The sequence below is a fragment of the Micromonospora cabrerizensis genome (assembly GCF_022230955.1).
Taxonomy (GTDB): domain Bacteria; phylum Actinomycetota; class Actinomycetes; order Mycobacteriales; family Micromonosporaceae; genus Micromonospora; species Micromonospora cabrerizensis.
The window spans coordinates 70,897-82,927 of record NZ_JAKKFI010000058.1; the positions used below are offsets into that span (position 1 = coordinate 70,897).

Sequence of the window (12,031 nt, forward strand, 5' to 3'; positions counted from 1 at the left end):
AGGAAGGAGGTGCAGCATGAGCGACGACCTTGCTGCCCGCTTCCGGGCGTTGTGGGACGAGATCGCGCCGGTCGGGCGGGACGCCGACAGCGGCGGCTACCTGCGGTACGCGTTGACCGCCCCGGAGATGGAGCTGCGCGGCTGGTTCCGCGCACAGGCGGAGCAACGCGGCCTGCCGGTCACCGAGGACGGCAACGGCAACCTCTTCGCCCACTGGGGTGACCCGGAGGGCGAGGACGCCGTGCTCACCGGCAGCCACTTCGACTCCGTGCCGCACGGCGGGGCGTACGACGGGCCGCTCGGCATCGTCAGCGCGTTCCTCGCCGTGGACGAGCTGCGCGCCGCCGGGGTCACCCCGGACCGGCCGCTGGTGCTGGCGGCGTTCGTGGAGGAGGAGGGCGCGCGTTTCGGCGTACCGTGCCTGGGGTCGAGGCTGCTCACCGGGGCGCTGCCGCCCGAGCGCGCGGCCGGGCTGCGCGACGCGGCCGGGGTGAGCTTCGCCGAGGCGCTCGGCGACCGGCCGGCGGGCGCCCGCCCGGAGCTGCTGGGCCGGTTCGGCGTCTTCGTGGAGTTGCACGTCGAGCAGGGCCGCGCGCTCGTCGACACCGACGCGCCGGTCGCGGTGGCCAGCGCGATCTGGCCGCACGGCCGGTGGCGCTTCGACGTCGACGGCGAGGGCAACCACGCGGGCACCACCCGGATGGCCGACCGCCGCGACCCGATGCTGACGTACGCGTTCACGGTGCTGGCGGCCAACAAGGAGGCCCGGCTGCGGGGCGCGCACGCGACAGTGGGTCGGGTCTCCGTCGAGCCCAACGCCACCAACGCGATCCCGTCGAGGGTGACCGGTTGGCTGGACGCCCGGGCCGCCGACCCGCAGACCCTCGACGGTCTGGTCGAGGCGGTGCGCGGCAAGCTCGCCGAGCGGGCGCGCCGCGACGGTACGGCGGTGACGGTCACCGAGGAGTCGGCGACCCCGCTGGTCGCCTTCGACGGCGGGCTGGCGCAACGGCTGGCCGCGCTGCTCGACGCGCCGGTGCTGCCCACCGGTGCGGGGCACGACGCCGGTGTGCTCGCCGGGCACCTGCCCACCGCGATGCTCTTCGTGCGCAACCCGACCGGGGTGTCGCACTCCCCCGCCGAGGCGGCCACCGACGACGACTGTGCCGCCGGGGTACGGGCGCTGACCCGGGTGCTGAAGGAGCTGACATGCCGGTGACACCGACCCGCTGGCTCGCCGAGTACGCCTGGCTGCCCGAGCACGCCGAACCCACACCCGACGTGCTGATCGAGGTCGAGGACGGCCGGATCAGCGCGGTGACGCCACTGACGCCCGAGGGTCGGCCACCGGCCGGGGTCGAGGTGCACGCCGACGCCGTGCCGCTGCCCGGGCTGACCCTGCCCGGCCTGTCCAACGCGCACTCGCACGCGTTCCACCGGGCGCTGCGCGGGCGTACCCACGGCGGTCGGGGCGACTTCTGGACCTGGCGGGACCAGATGTACGCGGTGGCGGACCGACTGGACCCCGACACCTACCTCGCCCTGGCCCGTGCGGTCTACGCCGAGATGGCGCTCGCCGGGATCACCTGCGTGGGCGAGTTCCACTACCTGCACCACCGGCCCGACGGTGGCGCCTACGACGACCCGAACGAGATGGGCGCGGCGCTGGTCGAGGCCGCCGCGCACGCGGGGATCCGGCTCACCCTGCTGGACACCTGCTACCTGACCTCCACGGTGGACGGTCAGGCGCTCGCCGGGCCGCAGCGCCGGTTCGGCGACGGCGACGCCACCCGCTGGGCGCAACGGGCTGCGGCGTTCCAGCCGACGGACTCCCACGTCCGGGTCGGCGCGGCCGTGCACTCGGTGCGGGCCGTCCCGGCCGACCAGCTCCGCACGGTCGCCGACTGGGCCCGGGAGCGGCGGGCGCCCCTGCACGTGCACCTCTCCGAGCAGCCCGCCGAGAACGACGAGTGCCGGGCCGTGCACGGGCGCACTCCCACCGCGCTGCTCGCCGAACACGGCGTGCTCGGTCCGGACACCACCGCCGTGCACGCCACCCACCCGACCAGCGCCGACCTGACCCTGCTCGGCGACAGCCGGACCGGGGTGTGCCTCTGCCCGACCACCGAGCGGGACCTCGCCGACGGCATCGGCCCGGCCCGTCTGATGGCCGACGCGGGGATCCGGCTGAGCCTGGGCAGCGACAGTCACGCGGTGGTCGACCTGTTCGAGGAGGCCCGGGCGGTGGAGCTGGACGAGCGCCTGCGGACCCGCCGGCGCGGCCACTTCGCGCCGGTCGACCTGCTGACGGCGGCCACGTCCGCCGGGCACGCCGCGCTGGGCTGGGCCGACGCCGGGAGGATCGCCGTCGGCGCCCGCGCCGACCTGGTGACGGTACGGCTGGACACCGCCCGCACCGCCGGGGTGCCTCCGTTGGGTGTGTTCTTCGCGGCCTCCGCGGCGGACGTCGAACACGTCGTCGTGGACGGTCGGGTGGTGGTGGCCGACGGCCGGCACCTGAGCGTGGACGTGCCGGCCGAGCTGTCGGCGTCGATCGAGGCGGTCACGCCCTCATGAGCAGCCTGCTGGTCGACAACATTGGGGAGCTGGTCACCAACGGCGCCGGTGAGGGCCCGCTGGGCATCCGCCGGGACGCGGCCGTGCTGGTCGAGGAGGGCCGGGTGGTCTGGGTCGGCCCGTCCGCGTACGCGCCGGCGGCTGACCGGCGACTGGACGCCGGCGGGGCGGCCGTGCTGCCCGGCTTCGTGGACAGCCACGCCCACCTGGTCTTCGCCGGGGACCGCGCCGCCGAGTTCGCCGCCCGGATGGCCGGTGAGCCCTACACCGGCGGCGGCATCCGGACCACGGTCGGGGCGACCCGGGCCGCCACCGACGACGAGCTGCGGGCCACCGTGCGCCGGCTGCGCGGGGAGGCGCTGCGCCAGGGCACCACGACCATGGAGATCAAGAGTGGGTACGGCCTGACGGTCGCCGACGAGGCCCGCTCGTTGCGGATCGCCGCCGAGAGCAGCACCGAGACCACCTTCCTGGGCGCGCACGTGGTGCCCGCGGAGTACGCCGACCGCCCCGACGACTACGTCGGGCTGGTCTGCGGCCCGATGTTGGCCGCCGCCGCGCCGTACGCGAAGTGGGTCGACGTGTTCTGCGAACGGGGCGCGTTCGACGTCGACCACGCCCGGGCCATCCTGGCCTGCGGTCAGGCCGCCGGTCTGGGCGTACGGATCCACGCCAACCAGCTCGGCCCCGGGGGCGGGGTGCGGCTCGGCGTGGAGCTGGACGCGGCCAGCGTCGACCACTGCACCCACCTGAGTGACGCCGACGTGGACGCGCTGGCCGGCACGGCCCACGGTGACGGCTCGGGCACCCGCACGGTGGCGACGCTGCTGCCGGGGGCGGAGTTCTCCACCCGCTCGCCGTACCCGGACGCCCGCCGGCTGCTCGACGCCGGTGTCACCGTGGCCCTGGCGACGGACTGCAACCCCGGTTCCTCGTACACCTCGTCGATGGCGTTCTGCGTGGCCCTGGCGGTCCGCGAGATGCGGATGACCCCGGCGGAGGCGGTCTGGGCCGCGACCGCCGGCGGCGCGCGGGCGCTGCGCCGCGACGACATCGGTGTCCTCACCCCCGGCGCGCGGGCCGACCTCGTGGTCCTGGACGCGCCGTCCTACCTGCACCTGGCCTACCGGCCCGGTGTCCCCCTGATCCGCCAGGTAATACGCAACGGAGTTCCGCAATGACGCACGTGACCATCCAGCCCACCGGGATCTCCGCCGACGACGTTCTCGCGGTGGCCCGCGGCAGCGCCACGATCGTCCTCGACCCCGCCACCGTCGACGCGATGGCGACAAGTAGGGCCATCGTGGACGGCATCGAGTCGTCCGGCCGTCCCGTCTACGGGGTCTCCACCGGGTTCGGTGCGCTGGCCAACACCTTCATCGCCCCCGAGCGGCGGGCCGAGCTGCAACACGCGCTGATCCGCTCGCACGCCGCCGGGGTGGGTGCTCCGATGCCGCGCGAGGTGGTCCGGGCCATGATGCTGCTGCGGGTCCGGTCGCTCGCCCTGGGCCGCTCCGGGGTTCGGCCGCTGGTCGCCGAGGCACTGGTCGACCTGCTCAACCACGACATCACCCCGTGGGTGCCGGAGCACGGCTCGCTGGGCGCCTCCGGCGACCTGGCGCCGCTGGCGCACTGCGCGCTGGTGCTGCTCGGTGAGGGCTGGGTCCTCGGCCCGGCCGGCGAGCGGCAGGACGCGGCCGACGCGCTGACCGCCGCCGGGCTCAAGCCGATCGAGCTGGCCGCCAAGGAGGGGCTGGCGCTGATCAACGGCACCGACGGCATGCTCGGCATGCTGCTGCTGGCCATCCACGACGCGGCGCACCTGTTCGCCATGGCCGACGTGACGGCCGCGCTGGCCATCGAGGCGATGCTCGGCTCCGAGCGACCGTTCCTGCCCGAGCTGCACGCCATCCGACCGCACCCCGGGCAGGCGGCGTCGGCGGCGAACATCCACCGCCTGTTGCAGGACTCCCGGGTGATGGACTCGCACCGCGACGACCTGGCGCACGCCGTGCAGGACGCGTACTCGATGCGGTGTGCCCCGCAGGTGGCCGGCGCGGCCCGCGACACCCTGGACTTCGTCCGCACCGTCGCGGGTCGGGAGCTGGTGTCCGTGGTGGACAACCCGGTCGTGCTGCCCGACGGGCGGGTCGAGTCGACCGGTAACTTCCACGGCGCGCCGCTCGGCTTCGCCGCGGACTTCCTGGCCATCGCCGCGGCCGAGGTGGGCGCGATCGCCGAGCGGCGGGTCGACCGGCTGCTCGACGTCACCCGATCCCGGGAACTGCCGGCGTTCCTCTCCCCCGACGCCGGGGTCAACTCCGGGCTGATGATCGCCCAGTACACGGCGGCGGGGATCGTCGCCGAGAACCGTCGGCTGGCCGCCCCGGCCTCGGTGGACTCCCTGCCCACCAGCGGTATGCAGGAGGACCACGTCTCGATGGGCTGGGCGGCTGCCAAGAAGCTGCGCACCGTGCTGGACAATCTCACCAGCCTGCTGGCGGTGGAGCTGCTGGCCGGCGTACGCGGCCTGCAACTGCGCGCGCCGCTGGAGCCGTCACCGGCGGGCCGGGCGGCCGTCGCGGCGCTCGGCCCGGCGGCCGGCGCGCCCGGCCCGGACGTGTTCCTCGCTCCGGTGATGGAGGCGGCCCGAGCGGTCGTCGCCGGGCCGGAGCTGCGCGCCGCCATCGAACGGGAGGTCGGCCCGCTGGGCTGACCTCCGTCGGGAGGCTGTCGTCCGCCGCGGGTCAGGCGGCGGACGGCAGCACCTGGTTCGCCCCGGCCGGCCTGTCGGCTGGTGCTGCTAGCGTTCGCCGCCGTGGAGATCGAGGAGCAGGGGCTCAGCGAGCAGATCCAGGACTTCGTACGCCGTCAGGTGGCGCTGGCCGAGTTGCCGGCCGCCGCGATCGTCGCCGAGACGATGGAGTACCTGGCTGGCGAGACGGACCCGGCGGAGGTTGAGGCCCGAGCCTGGCCGATGGTGACCGAGGAGCTGGGCGCGCACCTCGCCGCCCAGGCGCGCTGGCCGGAGGTCACCGACAGCGACCGGCTCACCTCGGCCTTCCGGACGCTCTCGGCCGCCGGGCTGGTGGCCCGGGAAGATTTCGCCTGCTGCCAGAACTGCGGCGTTACCGAGATCGGCGACGAGGTGCCTCGGGGTCGCACCGCCCGGGGTTACGCCTTCTACCATCGGCAGGACGCCGAGCGCGGTGTCGACGGCTCCGGGGTCTACCTGACGTTCGGCCTCCTCGGGCAGCCCGCGACGGTCGACGTCGGCGAGGAGATCGCTGCGGCGCTGCGCGCCGAAGGGTTGACGGTGCACTGGGACGGGCACACCGGCACCCGGATCAGGGTCGCGCTGACCTGGCAGCGACGTCGGGTCGGCCGGCTGGCCGCGCTGCCCGCACCTGTCGACGACGACGTGGACATCGACGTGGAGCTGCTGGACCAGTGGACGGGGAGCGACGCCCCGACCGAGGGTCTGTCGTCGGCCGCCCGGCTCGCCGGCCTGCACCTGCCCTGGTTGCCTGCCGGCGTACGGATCCGGGCGGCTCATGAGGGCGCCGCTGTCGTCGTTCGACGGGAGGGGGACACCCTGCTGGGCGCGTACCCCGAGCAGGACGCACGGGAGCTGACCGTCGGCCGGAACGACGGCCTGGATCTGATCCGCCGGTTGACCGGCGGATCGGTCCCGGCGGCCGCCCTGCCGGGCCCGCCCGATTTCCTCGAGGCGACCTACCAGTACCGCGGCCGCTTCCAGAAGGACGTGCCGCTGGACGCGGCCGAGGCGCGCCTCCTGCTGCGCGCGATGCGGCCGCTGAGCAGGGACTTCCTGACCGCCTTCGGCCGCTCCGGCGGCTGTGTGCAGGTCGCCTGGGAGCGCGACGGGCTGTGGCTGGAAGAGCTGGACACGGCGCGGTCCACCTCGACCGGGCGGATCGCCACCATCGGCGAGGCCGAACGGATGCTCACCGTGCTGGCCACTGAGGACCGAGTCCCGATCGACGAGCTGGGCGGCGACCTCGTGACGAAGCGCTGGTGAGACGTGTCGGGGCGCTCAGGTGGCGGGCGGTAGGACCTCGCGCCCGTCAGGTGGCGGGCGGTAGGACCTCGCGCCCCTCAGGTGGCGGGCGGTAGGACCTCGCGCCCCTCAGGTGGCGGGCGGTAGGACCTTGGCGATCAGCTTGGCCAGCTCGCGGAGCGCCTTGCCCCGGTGGCTGATCGCGTCCTTCTCCGCCGGGGTCAGCTCGGCGTTGGTCCGGTCCTGGCCGTCGCCCAGGAAGATCGGGTCGTAGCCGAACCCGCCGTCACCGCGCGGGGCGCGCAGCACCCGCCCGGACTGCCGGCCGTCGACCAGGTGCTCCTTGCCGCCGGGCAGCACCAACGCCACCGTGCAGACGAACGACGCCGCCCGCTGCTCGTCCGGCACGTCGCCGATCTGGTCCAGCACCAGCTGAAGGTTGGCCCGGTCGTCGCCGTGCTGGCCGGACCAGCGGGCGCTGAACACCCCGGGCATCCCGTTGAGCGCGTCGACCGCGAGCCCGGAGTCGTCGGCGATGGTCGGGAGGCCGGTCTGCCGGAACCCCTCCCGCGCCTTGATCAGCGCGTTCTCACCGAAGGTCAGGCCGGTCTCCGGCAGCTCGGCGTACTGGTCGACGTCGTCCAGGCCGAGCAGGGCGATCCGGTGCGCGCCGAGCGCGCCGTCCAGGATCCGCTGGAGCTCGACCAGCTTCTTGCGGTTACGGGTGGCAAGCAGGACCTTGTTCATGCTGGGACACCTTCGTTCGCGATTGCGGGGCTCGCAAGCTCACTCCTCACGCTCACCCGAGTGCCTTCCGCTGGGCTTCGGCCAACTCGGCGCAGCCGGCAACGGCCAGGTCGAGCAGGCTGTCGAGCTGGTCGCGGGCGAACACGCCCGCCTCACCGGTGCCCTGCACCTCGACGAAGTCGCCCGCGCCCGTGCACACCACGTTCATGTCGACCTCGGCGGCGACGTCCTCCTCGTAGCAGAGGTCGAGCCGCGCCTCACCGGCGATGACGCCCACGCTGACCGCGGCAACCGAGCGGTGCATCACCTTCTCCGGCTTACCCGCCAACGCCTTCCGGGCGGCGAGCCAGCCCACCGCGTCGTGCAGCGCGACGTACGCGCCGGTGATCGCCGCCGTGCGGGTGCCGCCGTCGGCCTGGAGCACGTCGCAGTCGAGCACGATCGAGTTCTCGCCGAGAGCCTTGAGGTCGATGCTGGCCCGCAGGCTGCGGCCGATCAGCCGGGAGATCTCGTGGGTGCGACCTCCGACCCGGCCCTTGACGCTCTCCCGGTCGGAGCGGGTGTTCGTGGCGCGGGGCAGCATCGCGTACTCGGCGGTCACCCAGCCGAGCCCGGAGCCCTTGCGCCAGCGGGGCACCCCCTCGGTGACGCTCGCCGTGCAGAGCACCCGGGTGCCGCCGAACTCGACGAGCACCGAGCCCTCCGGATGGGTGCTCCAGCCTCGGGTCAGGGTCACCGGTCGGAGTTGAGAGGGCCCTCGCCCGTCAGGTCGCGCCATGCCTGCACCCTATGCGGTGCGGTGGTCCACGTCCGCCGGGGTGTCCCGCCGAGCAGGTGCGGAAGGGTCAGACGTCGTAACTGGCACCCGGGCGGACAACGTCGATCGGTCCGGTGTACGCGGCGGCGGCCGACTCCAACGTGTGCGCCTCGCTGCCCCAGGCCGCGACCAGGTGCGTGAGCAGCAGCCGCCCCACCGCGGCCTTGGTCGCCGTCTCGCCGGCCTCCCGGCCGGTCAGGTGCAGATCCGGTGGGTTGTCCACCCCGTCGAGGTAGCTGGCCTCGCAGAGGAAGACGTCGGCGTTCTGGGCCAGCCGCAGCAGCGCGTCGCAGGACGCCGTGTCCGACGAGTAGCACAGGGACCGGCCGTCGTGCTCCAGCCGCACCCCGTACGTCTCCACGGGATGGTTGACCCGGTCGACGGTGACCGAGAACGGGCCGATCGGGAAGGTGCCCGGCTGGAGGGCGTAGAACTGGTACACGTCCTCCACGGTGCCGTCGTCGCCGTAGGCGGCGCTGAGCCGGTCCGGTGCGCCGGAGGGCGCGTACACCGGAAGCGCCGGGTAGGGGCCGTCCGGGGCGTACCGGCGGACCACCACGTACGTCACGGCGTCGAGGATGTGATCACAGTGCAGGTGGGTCAGCAGGATCGCGTCCGGGGCGTGCAGCCCGGCGTATCGCTGGAGGCTGGACAGCGACCCGGAGCCGAAGTCGACCAGGAGCCGGAAACCGTCGGCCTCGACGAGGTAGGCCGAGCACGGTGACTCCGGGCCGGGAAAGCTGCCGGCGCAGCCGAGGACCGTCAGTCGCATCGAGTTGTCTCGCTGTCACTGTCAGTAGCATCCATGCCGGCCGTCGTCCCAGCCATGATCTCTACCGACGCGTACGTCACGCTGCGCAGCCTACGCCGGGGTGCCCGGCAGCAAGAATGATCCAACCGAAGTTGTCACGAACGTGACACCTGCTCACGGTGCCGCGGGCAAGGCGCGGGCCGCCGACACACGTCGACGGCCCGCACCCGGTAAGACCACGTCGGTCAGGCCCAGAGCTGGCCCTCCAGGGCGTCCTCGGCATCGGACAGCGTGCCGCCGTACGCGCCGGTGGACAGGTATTTCCACCCGCCGTCACAGACCACGAAAGCCACGTCGGCGCGCCGGCCGTCGCGAACCGCCTCGTGCGCCACCGCGAGCGCGGCGTGCAGGATGGCGCCCGTGGAGAAACCGGCGAAGATGCCCTCCACCTCCACGAGCTGCCGGGTACGCAGCACCGCGTCCCGGGTGCCGACCGAGAACCGCCGGGAGAGCACCGAGGCGTCGTACAGCTCCGGCACGTACCCCTCGTCGATGTTGCGCAGGCCGTAGACCAGCTCGCCGTACCGCGGCTCGGCGGCGACGACCTGAATGCCGTCGACCTTCTCCCGCAGGTAGCGCCCGGTGCCCATCAGCGTGCCGGTGGTGCCCAGCCCGGCCACGAAGTGCGTGATGGTGGGCAGGTCGTGCAGCAGCTCCGGCCCGGTCGTCTCGTAGTGCGCCCGGGCGTTGGCCTCATTGCCGTACTGGTAGAGCATCACCCAGTCGGGGTGCTCGGCGGAGATCTGCTTGGCGGTCGCGACCGCCTGGTTGGAACCACCCGCCGCCGGCGAGAAAATGATCTCGGCCCCGTACATGCGGAGCAGCTGGATCCGCTCCGTGGAGACGTTCTCGGGCATCACGCAGACCAGTCGGTAGCCACGCAGCTTGGCCACCATCGCCAACGAGATGCCGGTGTTGCCACTGGTCGGTTCGAGGATGGTGTCACCCGGCCGGAGCCGGCCGGCCTCCTCCGCCGCCCGGACCATGAACAGCGCCGCGCGATCCTTGATGCTGCCGGTCGGGTTGCGATCCTCCAGCTTGGCCCAGAGCCGCACCGGCGGCGCCCCGTCGGGCACCGTCGGCGAGAGCCGGGGCAGGCCGACGAGCGGCGTGCCCCCGCAGGCGTCCAGCAGACTGTCGTACCGCGCCATGGCGGACGACCTCAGCGAGCCGCGACGGCGGTGCCGCGCGAGCTGACCGCAGCGGCGGCGCTGTGCGAGCTGATCGCCGCAGCGGCGGCGCTGTGCGAGCTGATCGCCGCAGCGGCGGCGAAGCCGAACGCGCCACCGGCCACGGCCGGCAGGATGGTCACGCTGTCGCCGTCGGAGAGCTTGGCGTCCAGCGCGCCGAGGAAACGGACGTCCTCGTCGTTGACGTAGACGTTGACGAAGCGGTGCAACGTGCCGGTTTCGGTGATCAGCCGGCCGCGCAGACCGCTGTGGCGGGAGTCAAGATCGGTGAGCAGATCGGCGAGGGTGTCGCCGCTGCCGTCGACGACCTTGGCGCCGCCGGTGTAGCTGCGCAGGATGGTGGGGATGCGAACCTCAATGGCCATGATGTCGAACTCCTCGGTCGGGTGTGCCTACGGTGACGGGACGAACGGGTGCGGACGCTGACAGGTCAGCGGCCGGAACACTCGTAGTCGACCGTCGCCGGGCTCTGCCCGAACATGTAGGACTGGACCGCGTGCGGGTCGACGCCCGCCTCCACGACCTGGACCGGCTCCTCGGCCACCACGCCGTCGACGATCCGGAAGGACCGGATCTCCTCCGAGTCGGGCTCACGGGTCGAGACGAGCAGGTAGTGCGCGCCCGGCTCGCCGGCGAAGGAGACATCCGTCCGTGACGGGTACGCCTCGGTGGCGGTGTGCGAGTGGTAGATGACCACGGGCTCCTCGTCCCGGTCGTCCATCTCCCGCCACACCCGCAGGTGCTCCATCGAGTCGAACTCGTAGAAGGTCATCGACCGCGCGGCATTGTCCATCGGGATGTGCCGGGTGGGAGTGTCGCTGCCGACGGGACCAGCGACGACGCCGCACGCCTCGTCGGGGTGGTCCCGGCGCGCGTGGGCGACGATCGCGTCGATGATCGACCGGTCGATGCTCAGCACGAGCACCAGCCTAACGCCTGACGAGCACTCCCCGAAGTGGTGCCGGTCACGCTTAGTCGATCAAGGCGTTGAGCAGCGACTCCTGCAGATATCCGAGATAGGCGTAGACCGACAGTTGGAACACCCGGCTGGAGCCCGGATCCTCGGCGACCGCGTCGTCCAGCTCCTCGCCCAGGTCCGTGCCGTCCTTGATCTCCAGCCGGACGCCCATCGCGAGCCGGGCGTCGTTGAGCGCCCGCAGCCACGCCTCGGCCGCCTCGGCGTCGAGCCGCACCTCACCGCCGGCCTCGTCGGGTAGCGCGGCGAGGATCGCCCCGGCCTGGTCGATCTTCGAGGTCTTCAGGTCGCCCTCGGTGTAGCGGCGGAACTCGGCGGTGCCGGGGGCGTCCTGCGGATAGACCGCCGGGAAGAGCCGACCGACGACCGGGTCGGTGTGGTCGAAGCCATCGGTGAGCAGGCCGACCACCTCGGAGGCGACCTTGCGCAACACCCGCACCTCGTCGACGGCGAACGTGGCGACATAGCGGCCGGCCTGGCGACGGAACATGCTCATGACCTGTCCACCGTCGCCCACAGCCCGTACGCGTGCAGCTGCGACGCGTCGTGCTCCATCCGCTCGCGGGCACCGGTGGAAACCACGGCTCGACCCTTGTGGTGCACGTCCAGCATCAGCTGCTCGGCCCTCTCCCGGCTGTAGCCGAAAAGCTTCTGGAAGACCCAGGTCACGTACGTCATCAGATTGACCGGGTCGTCCCACACGATCGTCACCCACTGCCGGTCGGACGCCGGCACCTCGTCAGTGTCCGGCGTCTCGACCGGTGCAACCTGCGGAGCCGCCATGCCCCCCATCGTGCCACCGGTTTCCCGGAACCGAGGAACCGGAACACCGGCCCGGCGTGGATCGCCCACCCCGGGCACCCCTGAGCCGCCCCGCACACCGTCGAGCGCG

13 protein-coding genes are annotated in these 12,031 nt (G+C 73.0%); 5 read left to right on the top strand and 8 right to left on the bottom strand.

What is annotated here, in order from left to right:
• Positions 1–16 precede the first annotated feature (16 nt).
• From LADH09A_RS12945 to LADH09A_RS12965, 5 genes are all read left to right on the top strand, one after another.
• On the top strand, positions 17–1,219 hold the full coding sequence (locus LADH09A_RS12945; protein ID WP_238645190.1) for an allantoate amidohydrolase: 1,203 nt from the start codon (positions 17–19) through the stop codon (positions 1,217–1,219).
• Positions 1,210–2,577, top strand: a complete 1,368-nt coding sequence (locus LADH09A_RS12950) for a formimidoylglutamate deiminase (RefSeq protein WP_238645191.1) — start codon at positions 1,210–1,212, stop codon at positions 2,575–2,577. Before LADH09A_RS12945 ends, LADH09A_RS12950 begins: the two co-directional genes overlap by 10 nt.
• Positions 2,574–3,758 carry an imidazolonepropionase gene (gene hutI / locus LADH09A_RS12955; protein WP_238645192.1) on the top strand — a complete coding sequence of 395 codons (1,185 nt, stop codon included), beginning with the start codon at positions 2,574–2,576 and terminating at the stop codon, positions 3,756–3,758. The genes LADH09A_RS12950 and hutI overlap by 4 nt, the downstream gene beginning before the upstream one ends.
• Positions 3,755–5,293 carry a histidine ammonia-lyase gene (gene hutH / locus LADH09A_RS12960; RefSeq protein WP_238645193.1) on the top strand — a complete coding sequence of 513 codons (1,539 nt, stop codon included), beginning with the start codon at positions 3,755–3,757 and terminating at the stop codon, positions 5,291–5,293. Before hutI ends, hutH begins: the two co-directional genes overlap by 4 nt.
• Positions 5,294–5,395: 102 nt before the next feature.
• Positions 5,396–6,619 carry a DUF6891 domain-containing protein gene (locus LADH09A_RS12965; RefSeq protein WP_238645195.1) on the top strand — a complete coding sequence of 408 codons (1,224 nt, stop codon included), beginning with the start codon at positions 5,396–5,398 and terminating at the stop codon, positions 6,617–6,619.
• A 108-nt stretch (positions 6,620–6,727) separates the two neighbouring features.
• Here the strand turns inward: LADH09A_RS12965 and rdgB are convergent, their stop codons facing one another.
• The 8 genes from rdgB to clpS form a co-directional block, all read right to left on the bottom strand.
• Entirely contained in the window at positions 6,728–7,345 is a 618-nt protein-coding gene (gene rdgB / locus LADH09A_RS12970; protein ID WP_238645205.1) for an RdgB/HAM1 family non-canonical purine NTP pyrophosphatase, read from the bottom strand.
• 52 nt (positions 7,346–7,397) lie between these two features.
• On the bottom strand, positions 7,398–8,123 hold the full coding sequence (rph, locus tag LADH09A_RS12975) for a ribonuclease PH (protein WP_238645206.1): 726 nt from the start codon (positions 8,121–8,123) through the stop codon (positions 7,398–7,400).
• A 67-nt stretch (positions 8,124–8,190) separates the two neighbouring features.
• Complete coding sequence (locus LADH09A_RS12980) at positions 8,191–8,934, bottom strand: MBL fold metallo-hydrolase (RefSeq protein WP_238645207.1); 744 nt, start codon at positions 8,932–8,934, stop codon at positions 8,191–8,193.
• A 224-nt stretch (positions 8,935–9,158) separates the two neighbouring features.
• Positions 9,159–10,124 (bottom strand): PLP-dependent cysteine synthase family protein, encoded by a 966-nt coding sequence (locus LADH09A_RS12985; RefSeq protein WP_238645208.1) that lies wholly within the window; start codon positions 10,122–10,124, stop codon positions 9,159–9,161.
• Positions 10,125–10,135: 11 nt separating this feature from the next.
• On the bottom strand, positions 10,136–10,528 hold the full coding sequence (locus LADH09A_RS12990) for a MoaD/ThiS family protein (protein ID WP_238645210.1): 393 nt from the start codon (positions 10,526–10,528) through the stop codon (positions 10,136–10,138).
• Between the two features lie 65 nt (positions 10,529–10,593).
• Positions 10,594–11,082, bottom strand: a complete 489-nt coding sequence (locus tag LADH09A_RS12995) for a M67 family metallopeptidase (protein WP_179782375.1) — start codon at positions 11,080–11,082, stop codon at positions 10,594–10,596.
• 52 nt (positions 11,083–11,134) lie between these two features.
• Complete coding sequence (locus LADH09A_RS13000) at positions 11,135–11,635, bottom strand: DUF2017 domain-containing protein (RefSeq protein ID WP_238645211.1); 501 nt, start codon at positions 11,633–11,635, stop codon at positions 11,135–11,137.
• Positions 11,632–11,922: an ATP-dependent Clp protease adapter ClpS gene (gene clpS / locus LADH09A_RS13005; protein ID WP_088946433.1), complete on the bottom strand. Its 291-nt coding sequence runs from the start codon at positions 11,920–11,922 to the stop codon at positions 11,632–11,634. The genes LADH09A_RS13000 and clpS overlap by 4 nt, the downstream gene beginning before the upstream one ends.
• Positions 11,923–12,031: the final 109 nt, after the last annotated feature.